The 19,184-nt window shown below is 67.6% G+C and carries 14 protein-coding genes; 5 read left to right on the plus strand and 9 right to left on the minus strand.

Annotation, left to right across the window (positions count from 1 at the left end; all coding sequences use genetic code 11):
- Positions 1-4: 4 nt before the first annotated feature.
- From mfd to AC56LK_RS16485, 6 genes are all read right to left on the minus strand, one after another.
- Positions 5-3,451, minus strand: a complete 3,447-nt coding sequence (gene mfd / locus AC56LK_RS16460) for a transcription-repair coupling factor (protein ID WP_497185569.1) — start codon at positions 3,449-3,451, stop codon at positions 5-7.
- Between the two features lie 257 nt (positions 3,452-3,708).
- On the minus strand, positions 3,709-4,677 hold the full coding sequence (locus tag AC56LK_RS16465) for an HDOD domain-containing protein (RefSeq protein ID WP_497185570.1): 969 nt from the start codon (positions 4,675-4,677) through the stop codon (positions 3,709-3,711).
- Between the two features lie 151 nt (positions 4,678-4,828).
- Positions 4,829-5,077, minus strand: coding sequence for a hypothetical protein (locus tag AC56LK_RS16470; RefSeq protein ID WP_497185571.1), 249 nt, complete (start codon positions 5,075-5,077; stop codon positions 4,829-4,831).
- A gap of 362 nt (positions 5,078-5,439) precedes the next feature.
- Positions 5,440-7,203: a putative bifunctional diguanylate cyclase/phosphodiesterase gene (locus tag AC56LK_RS16475; protein WP_497185572.1), complete on the minus strand. Its 1,764-nt coding sequence runs from the start codon at positions 7,201-7,203 to the stop codon at positions 5,440-5,442.
- Positions 7,193-8,560: a GGDEF domain-containing protein gene (locus AC56LK_RS16480; protein WP_497185573.1), complete on the minus strand. Its 1,368-nt coding sequence runs from the start codon at positions 8,558-8,560 to the stop codon at positions 7,193-7,195. Before AC56LK_RS16480 ends, AC56LK_RS16475 begins: the two co-directional genes overlap by 11 nt.
- 19 nt (positions 8,561-8,579) lie before the next feature.
- Positions 8,580-8,972 (minus strand): PAS domain-containing protein, encoded by a 393-nt coding sequence (locus AC56LK_RS16485; protein ID WP_497185574.1) that lies wholly within the window; start codon positions 8,970-8,972, stop codon positions 8,580-8,582.
- Between the two features lie 188 nt (positions 8,973-9,160).
- Between AC56LK_RS16485 and AC56LK_RS16490 the strand changes: the two genes are divergently transcribed.
- Positions 9,161-10,393 carry an AMP-binding enzyme gene (locus AC56LK_RS16490; RefSeq protein ID WP_497185575.1) on the plus strand — a complete coding sequence of 411 codons (1,233 nt, stop codon included), beginning with the start codon at positions 9,161-9,163 and terminating at the stop codon, positions 10,391-10,393.
- 17 nt (positions 10,394-10,410) lie between these two features.
- Here the strand turns inward: AC56LK_RS16490 and AC56LK_RS16495 are convergent, their stop codons facing one another.
- Both AC56LK_RS16495 and AC56LK_RS16500 read right to left on the minus strand, forming a co-directional pair.
- On the minus strand, positions 10,411-10,770 hold the full coding sequence (locus tag AC56LK_RS16495) for a DUF1428 domain-containing protein (protein ID WP_497185576.1): 360 nt from the start codon (positions 10,768-10,770) through the stop codon (positions 10,411-10,413).
- A 100-nt stretch (positions 10,771-10,870) separates the two neighbouring features.
- Complete coding sequence (locus tag AC56LK_RS16500; RefSeq protein ID WP_497185577.1) at positions 10,871-13,267, minus strand: penicillin-binding protein 1A; 2,397 nt, start codon at positions 13,265-13,267, stop codon at positions 10,871-10,873.
- Positions 13,268-13,398: 131 nt separating this feature from the next.
- Here AC56LK_RS16500 and AC56LK_RS16505 point away from each other — a divergent pair, with 131 nt between their 5' ends.
- From AC56LK_RS16505 to AC56LK_RS16515, 3 genes are read left to right on the plus strand one after another with little or no spacing between them, the layout of a single operon-like run.
- Positions 13,399-15,693 carry an OPT family oligopeptide transporter gene (locus AC56LK_RS16505; RefSeq protein ID WP_497185578.1) on the plus strand — a complete coding sequence of 765 codons (2,295 nt, stop codon included), beginning with the start codon at positions 13,399-13,401 and terminating at the stop codon, positions 15,691-15,693.
- A complete protein-coding gene (locus tag AC56LK_RS16510; protein ID WP_497185579.1) occupies positions 15,690-16,019 on the plus strand; it encodes an SMR family transporter in 330 nt (109 codons plus the stop codon). The genes AC56LK_RS16505 and AC56LK_RS16510 overlap by 4 nt, the downstream gene beginning before the upstream one ends.
- Positions 16,020-16,044: 25 nt before the next feature.
- Positions 16,045-17,196 carry a serine hydrolase domain-containing protein gene (locus AC56LK_RS16515; protein ID WP_497185580.1) on the plus strand — a complete coding sequence of 384 codons (1,152 nt, stop codon included), beginning with the start codon at positions 16,045-16,047 and terminating at the stop codon, positions 17,194-17,196.
- 16 nt (positions 17,197-17,212) lie between these two features.
- Here the strand turns inward: AC56LK_RS16515 and AC56LK_RS16520 are convergent, their stop codons facing one another.
- On the minus strand, positions 17,213-18,133 hold the full coding sequence (locus AC56LK_RS16520; protein WP_497185581.1) for an NAD-dependent epimerase/dehydratase family protein: 921 nt from the start codon (positions 18,131-18,133) through the stop codon (positions 17,213-17,215).
- Positions 18,134-18,238: 105 nt separating this feature from the next.
- Between AC56LK_RS16520 and AC56LK_RS16525 the strand changes: the two genes are divergently transcribed.
- Positions 18,239-19,138 (plus strand): LysR substrate-binding domain-containing protein, encoded by a 900-nt coding sequence (locus AC56LK_RS16525; protein ID WP_497185582.1) that lies wholly within the window; start codon positions 18,239-18,241, stop codon positions 19,136-19,138.
- The last annotated feature ends 46 nt before the right edge of the window (positions 19,139-19,184 follow it).

Here is a 19,184-nt window from a genome sequence, read left to right on the forward strand (position 1 = left end):
GGGATTAGGCTAGCAACTGTTTGATGGTCTGTTTTACCTGCGTCACGCGGGCGGCGAGATCGGGCATGCTGGCGCTGATGCGCAGCTTGTCCTGGCCGGCGAGCTTGATGTGGCGGTTCTTCTGGATCAGGGTGATGATCTTGATCGGGTCGATCGGCGGCTTTTCCATGAACTGCAGGTTGGCCGCTTCGCCGTGGGCGTCGATCTTGACGATGCCGACCGCCTTGGCGGCAATCCGCAGGCGATGGGTCTCGATCAGCGCCTGGACCTGTTCCGGCATCTTGCCGAAGCGGTCGATCAGCTCTTCCTGCATGCCGTCGATCTTGTCCTGGCTGTCGCAATTGGCCAGGCGCTTGTAGATCGACAGGCGCTCGTGCACGTCGCCGCAGTAGTCCGAAGGCAGCAGGGCCGGCACGTGCAGGTTGATCTCGGTGGTGCTCGACAGCGGCGCCGCCAGGTCGGGCTCCTTGCCCGCCTTGAGCGAGCGCACCGCCTCGTTCAGCATGTCCGAGTACAGCTGGAAGCCGACTTCGAGCATCTCGCCCGACTGGCTCTCGCCCAATACTTCGCCGGCGCCGCGGATCTCGAGGTCGTGCATCGCGAGGTAGAAGCCGCTGCCCAGTTCTTCCATCGCCTGGATCGCGTCCAGGCGGCGTTGCGCCTGCTTGGTCAGGCCGCTCACGTCGCTTACCAGCAGGTAGGCATAGGCCTGGTGGTGCGAACGTCCGACGCGGCCACGCAGCTGGTGCAGCTGGGCCAGGCCGAAGCGGTCGGCGCGGTGCATGATGATGGTGTTCGCGGTCGGCACGTCGATGCCGGTCTCGATGATGGTCGTGCACAGCAGGATGTTGAAGCGCTGCGCCACGAAGTCGCGCATCACCTTTTCCAGGTCGCGCTCGTGCATCTGGCCATGGGCCACGCCGATGCGCGCCTCCGGCAGCAGCGCCGAGAGCGTGGCGCGGCGGTTCTCGATGGTCTCGACCTCGTTGTGCAGGAAGTAGATCTGGCCGCCGCGCTTCAGTTCGCGCAGGCAGGCTTCTCGGATCACCGAGCCGTCTTCGCTGCGCACAAAGGTCTTGATGGCCAGGCGCTTCTGCGGCGCGGTGGCGATGATCGAGAAGTCGCGCAGGCCCTCGAGCGCCATGCCGAGGGTACGCGGGATCGGGGTCGCGGTCAGGGTCAGTACGTCGACTTCGGCGCGCAGGGCCTTCAGCGCTTCTTTCTGGCGCACCCCGAAGCGGTGTTCCTCGTCGATGATGACCAGGCCGAGGCGGGTGAACTTCACGTCCGGCGACAGCAGTTTATGCGTGCCGATCACGATGTCGAGAGTGCCGTCGGCCATGCCCTTGATCGCATTGTTGATCTCCTTGCCGGTGCGGAAGCGCGACAGCTCGGCGATCTTGACCGGCCAGTCGGCGAAGCGGTCGGCGAAGGTCTGGGCGTGCTGCTCGGCCAGCAGGGTGGTCGGCGCCAGGATGGCGACCTGCATGCCGCCCATGACGGCGATGAAGGCCGCGCGCAGCGCCACCTCGGTCTTGCCGAAGCCGACGTCGCCGCACACCAGGCGGTCCATCGGACGGCCCGAGGTCATGTCCTTGATGACGTTGTGGATGGCCTCGGCCTGGTCCGGCGTCTCGTCGAAGCCGAAGCTGCCGGCGAAGTTCTCGTAGTCGATGCTCGAATACTCGAAGGCGTGGCCCTGGCGCGCGGCGCGCCGCGCATACAGGTTGAGCAGCTCGGCGGCGGTGTCGCGCACCTGCTCGGCGGCCTTGCGCTTGGCCTTGTCCCACTGGCCCGAGCCGAGGCTGTGCAGCGGTGCGTCCTCGGGCGAGGTGCCCGAGTAGCGCGAAATCACGTGCAGCTGCGAGACCGGCACGTACAGCTTGGTCTCCTTGGCATATTCCAGGTGCAGGAACTCGGTCTCGCCTTCGCCCAGGTCCATGCTCATCAGGCCCATGTAGCGGCCGATGCCGTGGTTGATGTGGACCACCGGGTCGCCGATCTTCAGCTCGGACAGGTCGCGCACCATCGACTCGACCTGGCTGGTCGCTTCCTGCTTCTTCTTGCCGGCGCGGCGGCCCGAACCGGCGTACAGCTCGGTCTCGGTGATGAAGACCAGCCGGCCGGCGGCTTCCTCGGTCAGCTCGAAGCCGGCTTGCAGCGGCGCGACGCCGAGCGCCAGCTTCGCGCCGGTGGCGCGGAAGCCCTCGAAGCCCTCGACCGGAGCCAGCTCCAGCCCGTACTCGTGGAAGTACTGCTGCAGGGTCTCGCGGCGGCCGGCCGAATCGGCGGCGATCATTACCCGGGTGTCGGTGCGCAGCAGGTAGGCGCGCAGGTTCGTCAGCGGATCGTCCAGGCGGCGGTTGACCGAAACGTCGGGCAGCGGTGCGGACAGCTCCGAGGCCGGCGCCGCGGGATCGCGCGCGATGGTCCAGCGGCCGTGCGGCTTGGCGCAGGTGAAAAACTGCTCGGCGCCCAGGAACAGCTCGCGCGGCTCGAGGATCGGGCGTTCGCGGTCGCTCTTGAGGAATTTGTAGCGCGACTCGGTATCGAGCCAGAAGCGCTGGATCGCGGCCTCGATGTCGCCCACCAGGGCCAGCGTGGCATCGGGCGGCAGGTAGTCGAACAGGGTCGCGGTCTCGTCGAAGAACAGCGGCAGGTAGTACTCGATGCCGGCCGAGGCGATGCCGCTGCCGATATCCTTGTAAACCGGCGAGCGCGAAGGATCGCCCTCGAAGCGCTCGCGCCAGCGGCCGCGGAAGGCGGTGCGCGCGGCTTCGTCCATCGGGAATTCGCGCCCCGGCAGCAGGCGTACTTCCTTCACCGGATACAACGAGCGCTGGGTGTCGGCATCGAAGGTGCGGATCGATTCGATCTCGTCGCCGAACAGGTCGAGGCGGTAGGGCAGGACCGAGCCCATCGGGAACAGGTCGATCAGGCCGCCGCGCACCGAGTATTCGCCCGGCGACATCACCTGCGAAACGTGGGTGTAGCCGGCCAGGGTCAGCTGGGCCTTGAGCTTCGCTTCATCCAGGCGTTCGCCCTGGCGGAAGAAGAAGGTGTAGGCTGCCAGGAAGGACGGCGGGGCCAGCCGCACCAGCGCGGTGGTGGCCGGCACCAGCAGCACGTCGCACTGGCCGTTGCGGATCTCGTGCAGGGTGGCGAGGCGTTCCGAGACCAGGTCCTGGTGCGGCGAGAAGGCGTCGTAGGGCAGGGTTTCCCAGTCCGGCAGCAGGTGGCAAGACAGTTTGCCGTCCGCGAACCAGGGAATCTCGTCGAGCAGGCGCTGGCCGTCGCTGGCATTGGCCACGAGGACGGTGAGCATCTGCTGCTTGTCCTTGAGTGCCAGCGCGGCGCTGGCGAGCGCATAGGCGTCGCCCGAGCCGTGCAGCGCCGGCAGGGCAAAACGGGTTCCGGGCTTGGGAAGATTTTTCTTGAGATCGAAGGGCATTGAGCGCGCAGTGACGTTCGCAACAGTGGCGGACCATTATAGACGAATGGTCGGGCGCTTGCCGGGGCAGGACGCCCCGGGCGGCGGGCTGGAGGGTTACGTCGACGTGGCACCGGACGGCCCTTTCGATGCCGCGGCCTGTCTGCCGGCCATGCATTTCATGCCGCTGTGCCATCAAGGATGCGAGCATGTTCTACGCGGCCGGCGTGTTCCGTGGATTGATCGGGTCTGCGTGACTGGCGCGCGGCGATCGACGCTTACTGATCGTCCGCACGCAGTTTGTGGAAGATGCGTGACTGCGCCCCGGACAGCGTCGCCGCCAGCTGCTTCGTTCCCTCCATGCCGGCAGCATCCAGCACCCGCAGCTTGGCCAGCTGATCCCCTTCGTGCAGCGCCAGCGCCAGCGCCGCTGCATCTGCGTGGCCGGCCTGCAGGATCGCCTGGCTCACCGCCGGCGGCAGCTCCCACAGCAGGGCGATCCGGGCCGACAGCGTGCGCGCGCTGTCCAGCAAGGCATGGGCAAAGGCATCGGACTGCGGCAGCGGCGCCGTCCCCGCCACCTGGTCGATCAGGCGGAACGCGACGATCAGCCCGACATTCTGCATCAATCCCGCGAGGTAGGCCTCGAAGGGATCGGCGCCGAGGGCGGGCGCGGCCAGCGCGGCGGCGAGGGCGCAGTTCTCGGACTGGCTCCAGAGCTGGGGCGCCGCCTGGCGCGCCATCCGTCCGGCCTGGGCCCCGATCACCGGGCGAAAGGCGACACGCGCCAGCAGCATCCGCAGGCCGTTCTGGCCCAGCAGCATGAGCGCGCCTTCGATGTTGACGATCCGGGACGCGGGGCGGTAGTACGGGCTGTTGACTTCGCGGATGACTTCGGCGACCAGGGTGACGTCCTGGGACACCTGGCGCGCCAGTTCGGCGCCCGGCAAGGCTTCATCGCGCAGGCTGCGCAGCAGTTGCGGAATGACGGCGGGCACGCGCGGCACCAGCTCGGCCGCGGCCTCCGGCTGGCGCGCCAGGCGTGCCAATTCGTTGAGAATCAATTGTTCCGGTGCATCGCCTACGTGGGTGCTGCCGCCCGCCAGCCAGCGAAAAAAAGCGAGGTCGAGATCGAGGGCCGGTGGTGGATTTACAACGCCGGCGGGCGCTGGAGCGAACTGTGCCGGCGATTCCCTGGTGTCCGGGCGGGGCGGTCCGCCAAACAGGCGTGCGAGCCAGTTTTTCATATCGGGAAGATGCGGGGGCAGCCGTAGGGACGAGCGGCAGCCCGGCCGTACGGCCGCAAGACGGCCGCAGCCGGGCTGCGGGACCGGGAGCATCCGGCCGGAAGACCGCGGACAGGCGCGGGAGAGCGCGCGCCGGTCCGGTGGTTGCCGCTCAGCGGCCGGTACCCGAGGTCGACGAGTTGGTGACCGGCGGCGTCGTGGTGGTCGGCGTCGCCGAGGTGCCGGTGCCGGTATCGTTGGTGGTTCCGGTATTGGTACCGCTCTGGCCCGACGGGCTGCTGGTGCCGGTGGCGCCCGAGCCCATCGACGAGCCCGAAGTGGTGTCCGTGCCGGTGGTTTTGCAGGCGGTCAATGCCAGGGCCATGATGCCACCCAGCAGGGCGGTTTGCATCTTGTTCATTTGTTTTCTCCTCAACGTGGATGGGTCAGATCATCATGCGAGGTGCTTGGTGTGCGTGAAATAGGAACAGGGCGTCAGTCGCTGTAGGACCGAACGTACGTATTGTGCGGTGCCGCCCCGGACTCAGCGGCCGGTGTTCGCGTTGGTGGTGTTCGACACAGCGGTGCGGGCCTGGCCGGCCGAGGACGGGACGCGATTGCCCGTGGTGCTGTCGCGCACGACGCCGTTATTGCTGCCGCCCATGCCGGTGGCGGTGCTTGATGGATGGGTCCGCCAAACATGCGAGGGCGCCGGCGCGCCTGAAATAGGAACAGGGCGGCAGATCACGCAGGACCGGCCGCACAAACCGATCAGTTCAGCGCTCAGGCCGCCATTTCCTCGTGGCCGGCCAGCCATGCGAGCAGCGCGTCGGACGGCAGCGGGCGGCTGTAGAAGTAGCCCTGGCCCTTGGCGCAGCACAGCGCGCGCACGACGTCCGCCTGGGACTGGGTCTCGATGCCTTCGGCCACGGTCTTCATGCCCAGGCTCTGGGCCACCTTCACCGTCGCTTCGATCAGCACGCGGTGGTGGTGGCTGGTATCGGCCTGGCTCACGAAGGAGCGGTCGACCTTGACCGTGTCCACCGGCAGCAGGTGCAGGCTCGAGAGCGACGAGTAGCCGGTGCCGAAATCGTCGAGTGCCAGCTGGATGCCGAGCGCCTTGAGCTCGTGCAGGCGCTGCTGGATCGCCTGGTCCTGGGCCGCCAGGCTCTCGGTGACTTCGAGCTGGAGCTGCTCGGGCGGTATGCCGCTGACCTGCAGGACGCGGCGCACGCTGTCGATCCAGCCCGGCTGGCCGAGTTGGGCGCGCGACAGGTTCACCGCGATCAGGCGCGGCGCCGCCCCGCCCAGGCGCGCGCGCCAGTCCATGAAGTCGCGGCAGGAGCGCTCGAGCACGAAGTCGCCCACTGCGCCGATCAGTCCGCATTCTTCGGCGACGGTGATGAACTCGATCGGCGGCACGACGCCGCGCACCGGATGGCGCCAGCGCACCAGGGCCTCGACGCCGGCCGCATGGTCGGTGCCGCCGTCCGCCAGCAGACCGACCACCGGCTGGTAGACCACGAACAGCTGTTCTTCCGCCAGGGCCTGGCGCAGTTCGGCCTCGATGCCGGCGCGGCGTGCCGCACGTTCGCGCATGGAGGCTTCGAACACCAGGTGGCGCGCACCGCCGGCGCGCTTGGCTTCGACCATCGCGATGCCGGCATCGCGCAGGATTTCGTCGGCATCGCGCGCGCCGCCCTCGGCGCCGTCGGCGCCCCATGCCAGGCCCAGGCTGGTGCCGCACACGACTTCCTGGCCATGCACGCGGTAGGGACGCGCCAGCGCATCCAGGATGCGGCCGGCGACGCGCTCGGCGTCCTCGCGCGAGCGCATCCCGTCCAGCAGCACGACGAATTCGTCGCCGCCCACGCGCGCCGCCAGTTGGCCGGAACCGCTGGAAGCATCGATGTGGTCGCTCGGCGGGCGCAGTGCGCCGCGGATGCGGTCGGCGATCTGCACCAGCAGCTCGTCGCCGGCGGCCTGGCCGAGGGTGTCGTTGATGCGGCGGAAGCGGTCGCAGTTCATAAACAGCACAGCAAACTCGCCACTTGCCAGCGGCCGGGCGACCAGGTGCTGCAAATGTTCGCGCACGGCTTCGCGGTTCGGCATGCGCGTCAGCGCGTCGGTACGCGCGGCATTGCGCAGGCGGCGCAGCAGGGTTTCCTGCTCGCGCTGGACTTCCTGGGTGGCGTCGGTTACCACCGCCATCAGGCGTTCGCCGTCGAGCTTCATCAGGCTGATCGCCAGCACCTGCGGGCTGCCCGACGTCAGCTCGAGGGGCAGGGGCACGCGCAGCCCTTCGCAGATGACGCCCGAGGGATCGCCGAACCCGGCCGCGAGTGTCGACAGCTGGGGCGCGACCGGAGCCAGCACCTCATACAGGTTGTCCAGGCCGGTGTTGCGCGCGAGCGGCATCAGCAGGTTCGATGCCATCGGGTTGAGCATGTCGACCGTGCCGTCCGGCGCGATCTGGGCCAGGCCGATCGGCGCGCGGTACAGGAACTGCATCAAGGCTTCGTAGGCGTCGCTCGGGTCAGGCAGCATCGCTCATACCTTCATCTTGTTCGGGTTGGTGGACGGGACTCGACCCCAGTTCGGGGCGCCAGCGTTCCACCCGGTTGCGCCCGGCGCGCTTGGCGGCATACAGGGCCTGGTCGGCGCGCTTGAGCAGCAGGTCGATGCCGCCGTCGCCGTCGTCCAGGCTGGCGACACCGGCGCTGACGGTGTAGCGGATCCGGGCGCCGTCGAAGTGCACGACCTGGGCCGCGACCGCGGCGCGCAGGCGCTCGGCCACCACCGCCGCACGCGCCAGGTCGGTGGACGGCAGCAGCACGGCGAACTCCTCGCCGCCGATGCGCGCCACCACGTCGACCTCGCGGAAGGTCTCGCCCAGGATCGCGGCGAGCTGCTGCAGCACCGCGTCGCCGCCCGGGTGGCCGTGGCCGTCGTTGATCGCTTTGAAGTGGTCGGCGTCGAGCGCGATCACGGCGGTCGGGCGCGGCAGCGCCTTGCTGCGGCTGAGCTCCTGTTCGGCCGCCTCGAAGAAGGCGCGGCGGTTCGCCAGGCCGGTCAGGTAGTCGCCGAAGGTTTCGCGGCGGCGCCGCTCGCTGGCTTCGCGCTTGTCGGTGATGTCGCGCAGGATCAGGCAGTAAGCCGGGCCGTCCGGCTCCGCGCCGCCGGGCGGCTCGCGCTCCGGTAGAGGAGCGATCAGGGCGCTGCCCCAGAAGCCGCTGCCGTCGGCGCGCACGCGCCTGCCTTCGTCCAGGCTCCAGCCGTCGCGCTCGGCGTCGCGCAGGCGGTCGAGCAGGTGCTCGGACGTCATCGCGTCGGGCGGATAGAAGATCGAATAGGGCCGGCCCACCGCCTCCTGGCCGAAGCCGGTGACACGGCCGATGCTGGGGTTCCACTCGGTGATGGCGCCCTGTGCGTCGAGGCCGGCCAACGCGTAGTCGGTAATGCCGGTCAGGATGGCGTTGAGCCAGGCGTCGTTCTGGCGCAGCTGGCGTTCGCGCCGCACCTGCAGGGTGACGTCGTCGATGACCGCCATCAGGCGCGAGGCGTCGAGCTTGAGCAGGGTGAGCGCAAGGATCTGCGGCACCTTCTTGCCGACGCCGCCGGCGTTCAGGTGCAGGTGCAGGCCGTCGCAGATCTTGCCGGACGGCCGGGCGTAATCGGCGCACAGGTGGCGCAGCTCGGGCGCGACGCTCTCGAGCGCCGTGAACAGGTTGTCGAGGCCGCCGTCGCGCGAGAGCGGCATCAGGAGCTGGGCCGAGATCGGGTTCATCATGACGATGCCGCCGTCGATGTCGGCCTGCACCAGGCCGACCGGCGCCAGGTACAGGAACTGGATCAGCGCCTCGTGCTCGGCGCGCAGTTGTTCGTGCACTTCAGTCGTGTCCACCTGGCCGCCTGTTCCGTGCTCAGCGCGGCTGGCGCTGGACCAGCACGTAGCGGTTGGCGCTGGCCGGGCTGGCCAGCAGGCGCAATGCCACCTTGACCGGGCGCATGCGCAGCGTCAGGACGTAGTCGATGGTGACGTCCAGCGCGCTGCCGCCGTCCAGCGCGTCTTCGAAGCGCTGGGCGACCATGAAGTTGTTCAGGCAGGGCGCCACGTTGGTGAACAGCGGCTGGCCGACCACGCGCTGCGGCGACAGGCCGGCCGCCTGCGATTCGAAGGCGTTGTAGCGCTGCACATTGGTATCGGCATCGAAGCCGATCACGCCGAAGTCGAGCTGGTCGAGCTGTTCCGGCGAGCAGTTGTCGAGCTGCGTGACCAGGTCGGGCGCCGAAAACGACAGGGTGGGTGCATTCATGGTCCGTGCGAGCGAGCTCATTGATTTGAGGAAATTGATGTTGACATGCCGTCAGTGTCCTTGTCAATTGTGCGTTCCTCTCTTTGACAGTTTGCGTTGTCAAACATCACTTTTGAGGGAGCCCGCTAAGGACTTGACAGCATGGGGCGGCGTCGGCACCATCGGCACTCCCTCCGCGAGGCCCCGACATGAGCGTATTGACACCCCCTGAACCGCGCTGGTGGACACACCGGCCGACCCTGCTGCGCGTCGTCTCCGACCTGCTGGCCGGCGAACTGGCGCTGATGCGGCCGGGTATACTGCGCCGTCCCTTGCCGTGGCCGCCGGGACTGGACCTGATGGCCGAGCTCGGCGCAGATTCGCTCGAAATCCTTGGGCTGGCGACGGCGATGGAGCAGGTGCTGGGGATCGGCTGCATCGGCGAGGAGCGGGCGCTGGCCGATCCGCGGCTGGACGCCTGGCTCGACGCCGCGGCCGCCGGGCTGGACAAGGGCAGCGGTTTGATCAGTTTCCGCACTTCCGGCAGTTCGGGCGCGCCGAAAACCTGTACCCATGCGCTGGCCGGCCTGTGGCAGGAGAGCGCTGTGCTGGCGGCGCTGTTTCCCGGAACCCGGCGCATCGTCGGCCTGGTGCCGTCGCACCACATCTACGGTTTCCTGTTCACGGTCCTGCTGCCGCGCGCGCTCGGGCTCGGCCCGGAGGCGGTCGTCGACCTGCGCGGCGCCACGCCCGGCGCGGTGGCGCGGCAGCTGGCGCCGGGCGACATGGTGGTCGGCTTCCCAGATTTCTGGCGCGCGTTCGCGCCCGTGGCCGCTTCGCTGGCCGGGGGCGTGACGGGTGTGAGCTCGACAGCGCCATGTCCCGACGAGGTCGCGCGCGCGGTCGCCGCAAGCGGCATGGCACGCCTGGTGCAGGTCTACGGCAGCTCGGAGACCGCCGGTGTCGGCTGGCGCGACAGCCCGGACGAGGATTACCGGCTGTTCCCGTACTGGGAACCCAGCGGCGATCCCGCGCTCTTGCGCCGTACGCAGCCGGACGGCAGCAAGGCCGTGTATCCGCTGCAGGACCGTCTGTCCTGGAGCGCAGCAGGCCGCTTCCGGCCCGTCGGCAGGGTCGACCACGCCGTGCAGGTAGGGGGCATCAACGTCTTTCCCAACTACGTGGCCGACGTGCTGGGCATGCACCCGATGGTCGGCGAGGTGACGGTACGCCCCATGCGGCCGGACGAAGGCCAGCGCCTGAAAGCCTTCGTGGTGCCACGCGCAGGCAAGGACACGGCCGATTTGCGCGCCGAGCTGACGGCGTGGATAGCCGAGCGCCTGTCCACGCCGGAATGTCCCGCAGCCTGGTCGTTCGGCGCCGCCTTGCCACGCCAGGCCAACGGCAAGCTGGCCGACTGGATCATCGAGGCCTGGGACTAAATCCGCTCAACGTTCGCTCAACGGTCAATGAGCATCTCGAAGCCGCCCCAGAACATGCGCTTGCCGTCGAAGGGCAGGCCGCCGGGCGACATCATGGGCGCGAGGCGCGGGTCCTTCATCACCTTGTCGTTGACCTCGTCGCGCTTTGCGCGCGATTCATAGACGATCCAGGCGAATACCACGGTCTCGTCGTCTTTCAGGTTGACGCTCTGCGGAAACGAGGTCAGTTGGCCCGGCTTGACGTCGTCGGCGATGCATTCGCGGTACTCGAGTGCGCCGTGTTCGCGCCACACCGTGGCGGACAGGTTCGCGAGCTCGCGGTAGCGTTCGATGTTTGCCTTGGGAAGGGGAAGGACGAAACCGTCGACGTAGGCCATGCTGTTCTCCTCAGGATGAATGAATTCGGACCCTCCGATAACAGACCTGGAGCGGGCCCGCGTTGTTCCCGCACTGGACAGGAACGACGTCAGCATAGCATCAGAAAATCGTGGATGGGGGTGGAGGTGGAGGCGGAGGCTCGGGAGTCGTCGGCGCCGGCGCGGCCGCTTCGCCCGTGACCGGGTCCACTTGTACCGGCGGATTGTCGAGCCCCGGATCGATATCGATGGCGCGCAGGTCGGGCCTTTCCATGAACTCCTCGAGCACCCAGTCGTCGTCCTCGCGCACCACGCCCTCCGGCTCCAGCTGTTCTTCCTGCGGCGGCACTTTCGCCAGCGCCACGCGCATGTAGTCGATCCAGATCGGCAGCGCCAGCGTGGCGCCGAATTCGCGCCCGCCGAGCGAACGCGGTTCGTCATAGCCCATCCAGGCCACCGCCACCACCTTGCCGCCGTAGCCGGCGAACCAGCCGTCGATGGCGTCGCTGGTGGTGCCGGTCTTGCCGGCGATGTCGGTCCGTCCCAGCTGCTTCACCGAGGCCGCGCCGGTGCCGTAGCGGGTCACGTCGCGCAGCATGCTGTTGGCGATGAAGGCGGCACGCGGGTCGAGCACGCGGTCGGCGTCCTGCGGCGCGGCCGGCTTGTTCTCTTGCAGGATGGTCCCGTTGCCGTCGCGGATCTGGGCGATCAGGTAGGGCTTGACCCGGTAGCCGCCGTTGGCGAACACCGCATAGGCGCCGGCCATCTGCAGCGGCGTCACCGCGCCGGTGCCCAGCGCCAGCGTCAGGTTCTTCGGATGGCGCGCCAGGTCGAAGCCGAAGCGGCCCAGGAAATCGTGGGTGTAGTCGGTGCCGAGGGCGCGCTGCAGGCGCACCGTGGGGACGTTCTTGGAATGCGCCAGCGAGTAGCGCAGCGTGATCGGTCCATCGAACACGCCGTCGTCGTTCTGGGGCGTCCAGGTCTCGCCGGCGTTCTCGCCCGGCATCTCGAGCGGCTCGTCGAGGATGCGGGTGCCCGGCGAATAGCCCTTGTCGAGCGCCGCGGTGTACACGAAGGGCTTGATCGCGGAACCGGGCTGGCGCCAGGCCTGGGTCACGTGGTTGAATTTCTGCAGGTTGTAGTCGAAACCGCCCACCAACGCGTGGTAGGCGCCGGTCTCGGCGTCGATGGCGACGAAGGCGGCGGCCACCTGCGGCACCTGGGTGATGGACCAGCCGTCCTGGCCGCCCTTGTCGGCTTTTTTCCGGGTGATGCGCACGATGGCGCCGGGCGCGATGCGCAGCGCTTCCCTGGCATTCTCGGCCAGGCCGCGGGCGGCGAACTTCAGGCCCGCGCCCTCGATCGTCACTTCGTCGCCGCTGAGCAGCTCGACCCGCACCTGCTTCGGCGAGGCCGCGACGACCATCGCCGGCAGCAGGCCGTCGCTCGGCGTGCGCTTCTGCAGGGCCTCGATGATCGCTTCCTCGCGCTCGACCGGATCCAGGGGCAGCTCGATGCGCGCCTCCGGGCCGCGGTAGCCGTGGCGCTGGTCGTAATCGAGCACGTTGCGGCGCACCGACTCGTAGGCCGCATCCTGTTCCGCCTTGAGGATGGTGGTGGTGACCACGATGCCGCGTTCGTAGGCTTCTTCGCCGAACTGGGCGAAGACGGCCTGGCGCGCCAGCTCGGCCACGTAGTCGGCCTTGGTATCGAAGACCTGGCCGCCGCGCTTGAGGCGCAGGGGCTCGTCCAGGGCCTGGCGGTATTCGGGCTCGGTGATCTGGCCGAGTTCAAGCAGCCGCTTGAGCACCGCGTGCTGGCGCTGCTGCGCGCGCTTCGGATTGGCGATCGGGTTGTGGCGTGAAGGGTTCTGCGGCAGGCCGGCCAGCATCGCGGTTTCGGCCAGGGTCAGCTCGTCGAGCGACTTGCCGAAGTAGCTGCGCGCGGCGCTGGAAAAGCCGTAGGAGCGGTTGCCGAGGAAAATCTGGTTCATGTACAGCTCGAGGATCTGGTCCTTGGTCAGCGCATCCTCGATGCGGTAGGCCAGCGCCACTTCGGTGATCTTGCGCGACAAGACCTTTTCCTTGGACAGGAAGAAGTTGCGCGCCACCTGCATGGTGATGGTCGAGGCGCCGCCGGAACCGAAGCCTTCGCGCAGGTTGGTGAACACCGCGCGCGCCGCGCCGCGCCAGTCGATGCCCTTGTGCTGGTAGAAGTGCGCGTCCTCGATGGCGAGCAGCGCCTGTTTCATCCGGGTGGGAATCTTGTCGATGGTGACGAAGTCGCGCCGCTCGACGCCGAATTCGCCGATCAGGTGATTGTCGGCGGTGTAGACGCGCAGCGGGATCTTGGGCTGGTAGTCCAGCACCGCGTCCAGCTTGGGCACGTTCGGCAGGATCGCCGTCATGGCGTACATGACGGCTGCGGCCACGACGCCGACCAAGGCGGCGAGCGTGAAGAACAGGAACGTGCGGAGGCGCCGGGGGCGCCTGGCGGGCTGCTGGGCGGATTTGGTCACTACGTTACTCTCGAAGTCGGGCTGTATGTACGCTGCGTTTCGACGCATTGTACCCGCGCATTCTAACCCCCTAAACTGCTTTCATTCCATTTCGGCATATGCGATAGTCACGCCTTCAGCCCGACATAAGTATGCATCCCATGCCTTACGATCCGCCTCCCGAATCCAGCAGCGCTGCCTTCAAGCCGTATATACCCGCCAGCGCGCAGCTGCCCGAGATGACCCTGCGCGCCCTGATCATGGGCACGCTGCTGGGCATGATCTTCGGCGCTTCCTCGCTCTACCTGGTGCTGAAGGTCGGCCTGACGGTCAGCGCCTCGATCCCGGTGGCGGTCATCGCCATCACCCTGTTCCACACCGCGAAGAAGTTCGGCGCGCGCGAATCGACCATCCTCGAGAACAGCATCACCCAGACCGCCGGTTCGGCGGGCGAATCGCTGGCCTTCGGCCTGGGCGTGACCATGCCGGCCATCATGATCCTCGGCTTCGACCTGGAGCTATCGCGCGTGATGCTGGTGGGCGTGCTGGGCGGCCTGCTGGGCATCCTGATGATGATCCCGATGCGCCGCACCATGATCGTCGACGCCCACCGCGAACTGAAGTACCCGGAAGGCACGGCCTGCGCCGAAGTGCTCAAGGCCGCGGCCACCGAGACCTCGCGCGCCGCCGCCGGCGAGGAGCGCATCGAAGGTTCGGATGCGGCCCGCGACGCCAAGCGCCGCGCCATGCTGATCTTCGGCGGCTTCGGCATCGGCCTGCTGTACAAGACCCTGAGCGTGTCCTTCAAGGGCTGGCGCGACTACGTCAACTTCGAATTCGGCAACCCGCTCCGGGGCGGCTCGGCCGGCGCCGAAGTCTCGCCGGAACTGCTCGGCGTCGGCTACATCATCGGCCCGCGCATCGCCTTCACCATGGCGGCGGGCGGGGTGCTGTCCTACCTGCTGCTGATCCCGATGATCAAATTCTTCGGCGAGCTGCTGACGGTGCCGCTGGCGCCGGCGACCACCCTGATCAAGGACATGGGCCCGGACGACGTGCGCAATGCCTATGTGCTCTACATCGGCGCGGGCGCGGTGGCCGCCGGCGGCCTGTTCGCGCTGGCGCGCTCGATGCCGGCCATCTGGAGCGGCTTGCGCGGCGGCCTGGCGGGAATGGGCAAGGGTTCGGCCGCGGCCAAGGCAAGCGGCGAAACCCTGCGCACCGACCGTGACATCCCCCTGAAATGGGTGCTGATCGGCTGCCTGGCCATCATCGCCATCATCACGGTGGCGACCCCGCTGCACATGAACCTGCTGGGCGCGCTCCTGATCCTGGTGTTCGGCTTCCTGTTCGCGACCGTGTCCTCGCGCCTGACCGGCGAAGTCGGCTCGTCCTCGAACCCGATCTCGGGCATGGCGGTGGCCACCTTGCTGTTCACCTGCCTGATCTTCCTTCTGATGGGCTGGACCGGTGGCCAGTACTACGTCACCGCGCTGTCGGTCGGCGCCATCGTCTGCATCGCGGCCAGCAATGCCGGCACCACCTCGCAAGACCTGAAGACCGGTTACCTGGTCGGTTCGACCCCGCGCATGCAGCAGTATGCGATCCTGTGCGGCGCCTTCGCCTCGGCCCTGATCCTCGGCCCGATCCTGCTCAAGCTGAACGAAGCAGGCACCGTGTACGTGCCGGCGGCCCAGGTGGCGCCGGGCCTCACGGTCGATGCCTCCAGGCTGACCGAGACCGCGCAGCTGCAAGGCCCGCAGGCGGCCGATGACGGCAAGACCTACAAGGTCTGGCAGAAGACCGACACCAATGGCGGCCCGGCCGGCAAATACCTGGTGGCGGACGACGGCAAGCTGGCCTACCTGGTCGACCCGGGCATCAACGGCACCCACAAGGTCCGTCCGGACGGCACCGAGGTGAAGAAGTACGATGCGCCCAAGGCTGTCCTGATGTCCTACATTATCAAGGGCATCCTCGACCAGGAGCTGCCCTGGACCCTGGTGCTGTTCGGCGTGATGATCTCGGTGGTGCTCGAGATGGCGGGCGTGCATGCGCTGGCCTTCTCGGTGGGCGTCTACCTTCCCCTGATCTCGACGCTGCCGATCGCGGTGGGCGGCATGGTGCGCTGGCTGGCCGACCGCCGCAACAACAAGCTGCCTCAGAATGCGGCCATGAACGCGGAAGAGCGCCAGGCCGCGGGCGACCGCAGCTCGGGCACGCTGCTGGCGTCGGGCTACATCGCGGGCGGTGCGCTGGCCGGCATCATCATCGCCATCACCGCCGGCGTGCTGACCGATTTCGACAGCAGCATGGCCAAGTGGGCGGAAGCCTCGAATCCCTTCTTCGCGGGTCCGGATGCGAACCTGCTGACCCTGATACCGTATGGCTTGATCATCGCGCTGCTGTACTGGGTAGCGCGGGAAAAGGCGAAGAAGGCGACATGAACAAATGGGCCGTCCTCGCCATCGCCATCGTGGCGGAAACCATTGCAACGTCCGCGATGAAGTCCAGTGAGGGATTCACGAAGCTGGTCCCTTCCATCGTCGTCGTGGTCGGCTATGCGATCGCTTTCTATTGCCTGTCGATGACCCTGAAAGCGATTCCGGTCGGTATTGCGTATGCCATCTGGTCCGGCGTCGGCATCGTCCTGATTTCGCTGGCAGGGTGGATCCTGTTCGGCCAGAAGCTGGATGCCCCGGCGGTGATTGGCATGGCCCTGATCGTCGCCGGCGTCGTTATCATGAATGTATTCTCGAAAACCGCACACTGAGCATTGGACCGCCGGGAGAACGAGCATGCGCCTCGCCACCGTCATCACCGCCTGCAGTCTGCTTTTCCATGTCCCGGCCTGGAGCGCCGAACGGATGACGGCGCCGCCGTCGATCGACCGCCATGTGCGTGAAGCGATGGCCAGGGCCCAGGTGCAAGGCCTGGCCCTGGCATTCATCGATGAGGGAACAGTCGCCTTCACGGCCAGCTGGGGCGTGCGCAACGCCGCCCGGCAGCCGCTCACGACCGATACCGTCATGTACGGCGCTTCGCTGACCAAGATGCTGTTCGCCTACACGGTGCTGCAGCTGGCGGAAGAGCGCAAGCTCGACCTCGACCGGTCGATTGCGCAGTATTTGTCGCATCCGCTCCCGGATTATCCCGACGAATCCGCCTACGGTCCCTGGAGCCATCTGGCGGGCGACGAGCGCTGGCGGCGGCTGACGCCGCGGATCCTGCTCACCCATTCCTCGGGCTTCGCCAATTTCGCCTTCGTCGAACCGGATAAACGGCTGCGCTTTCATTTCGATCCGGGCGCGCGCTATGCCTATTCGGGCGAAGGGCTGATCCTGCTGCAGTTCGTCCTCGAGCGTGGACTGGGGCTGCGCCTGGGCGACGAGATGCAGCGGCGGATCTTCGACCGCTTCGGCATGCGCAACACCAGCATGATGTGGCGGCCCGATTTCGCCGCCAACCTGGCCGATGGCTGGGATGCCCAGGGCAAGCCGGAACCCCACGACGAACGCAGCCGGGTGCGTGCCGCCGGGTCCATGGACACGACGATCAAGGACATGGCGCTGTTCGCGGCCGCCTTCATGCGTGGCGAAGGCCTCGCTCCGGCATCGCGCGCGGAGATGCTGCGTCCCCACCTGCCCATCGCGACCGCGACGCAGTTTCCCAGCTTGCAGCCGGACGCGCCGCCGGAACGCCGACATCCCACGCTTGCCGCCGGCCTGGGGGTCATCAGCTTTTCCGGCCCACAGGGCGCGGGCTTCTTCAAGGGTGGGCACAACGACACGACGGGGAATATGCTGGTGTGCCTGGAGCGGAAGCGCCGCTGCGTCGTCCTGCTGTCGAACGACGTACGGGCGGAGGCGCTGTTTCCCGGCATCGTGCAGCGCCTGATGGGGGAGTCGGGCATGCCCTGGACCTGGGAATACGGTCCGGGCACGCCTTAAGGAGCCGACCGGCGGCTCAGACGTGCGCCAGGTCGTGATGCCGGATGGCGTCTTCCAGCCATTCGGCCGTATGGCCGAAACGGTAGCCAAGCGCCTTGGCACGCGAGGTGTCGAGCGCCAGAGGCGTGGCGAAATCGAAGGGGGAGAGCAGGCCCGGGGCTTCCGCGGCCACCTTCACGGCGCGTGGCGTTTCGTCGAGCACCCTGGCCACGCAGGCATGCAGCTCGAACGCCGACAACGCGCCGTCGGAAGCGGCGTTCACCGCGCCGCGGAAGTCCTGCATGCCGGTCCACAGCAGGAAATCCGCCGCTTCCTGGGCTTCCATGAACGAGACCTTGGCCGCCGCGTTGGTGTAGCGCAGGGTGCCGCGCAGGCGCACCAGGTCGACGTAATGGGCCAGGCGCCCGGTGAAGTCTTCCGGGCCGCCCAGCACGTGGGCCAGGCGCACGGTCGCCAACGGCAGGCTGCCGTCGCGTTCCAGGTAGGCCTCGGCCTGCACCTTGCCGGCGACGTAGCTCTCGATGGCGCGCGCCGGGTCGTGCCAGGGATAGGCCGTATCGATGCGCTGGGCCAGCACCGGCAGGTCGGCCTCGCGCAAGGCGGTGTCGCGCGGCGCCAGGTCGCGGTAGGCGTCGATGGTCGAGGTCATGACATAGCGGCCGACCTTGCCGGCGAAGACGCGCACCGAAATGGCGGCATCCAGCGGCGAGTAGCACATCTGGTCGAAGACGACATCGAAGCGGCAGTCGCGGAAAGCGTTGCGCATCGCGTGTTCGTTGCGGCGGTCGACGCGGATGCGGGAAATCCGCTCGCCGAAAGGATCGGGTGCGTAGCCCCGGGTGGCAATGGTCACGCGGTGGCCTGCGCGCAGCAGGCGCTGGACGAGGAGCTTGCCGAAATAACGGGTCCCGCCGATCACCAAACTATTCTTTTGCATGACTTTCCCTTGTAGGATCGAGTATATTTTCTGCAAAGCAGCAAAAACCTTCAACCGAGAAAAAGTGCAGGCGTTGAATAAGAAAAACTTATGCAAGGAGACGGCATGAAGCCCTTACGCAGTTTGTCGGGCCTGATCGACTTCGACTGCGCCGCGCGCTGGGGCAGTTTCAAGCTGGCCGCGCGCGAGCTGCACAAGACACCGGCGGCGGTCAGCCTGCAAGTGAAACAGCTCGAGGAGAACGTCGGCTTTCCGCTGTTCGTGCGGCATCCGCGCCACATCTCCCTGACCGAGAAGGGCGAGGAGCTGGCGATCGCCACCGGACGCATGCTGGCCGACCTGCGCGCCAAGGTCGCTGCGCTGCAGCGTGGCGACGAAGAGGCGGTGCTGCGGATCTCGACCACGCACTCGTTCGCGATCAAGTGGCTGGTGCCGCGCATGCACCGCTTCACCAAGCTCTATCCGGAACTCGACATCCGCATCGACTCCAACGACGCGCCGGTGGACCTGCAGGCCGACAGCACCGACGTGGCGGTGCGCTATGGCCCGGTGAGCGAAGGCGACCCGGCGGTGCTGTTCCGCGAGCGCCTGGTGCCGGTCTACAGCCCCGAGCTGCTGGCGCCCGGCCAGGAAGCCCTGAGCCTGGCCGACCTGCCGCAGCATAACCTGCTGGTGGTGCAGTCGCCGGAAGCCTGGCTGCAGCTGCTGAACGAGAACCGCGCGCTCAAGGGCAAGTACGATTTCTCACGCGTGTACACGCACTGGGGTGTGCTGGTGCAGGCCGCCGTGGCCGGGCAGGGCGTGGCCCTGGTACCCTACGGGATCGCCTTCGAGGACATCAAGTCGGGCGCGCTACGCCAGATCCCCTGCCGCAGCGCGCGCTTCGAGAGCGGCTACCGCTTCCTGGTCAATCCGCACAAGGAGCACATGCTCAAGGTGCAGCGTTTCCGGGACTGGATGGTGGCCGAGATGCGCGAGATGGAATCGACGCTGGACCGGCGCTGAAACGCCGGCCCCATGAAAAACGGCAGCCCGCGTGGGCTGCCGTTTT

The organism is Telluria sp. ZB4P36 (genome assembly GCF_059685865.1).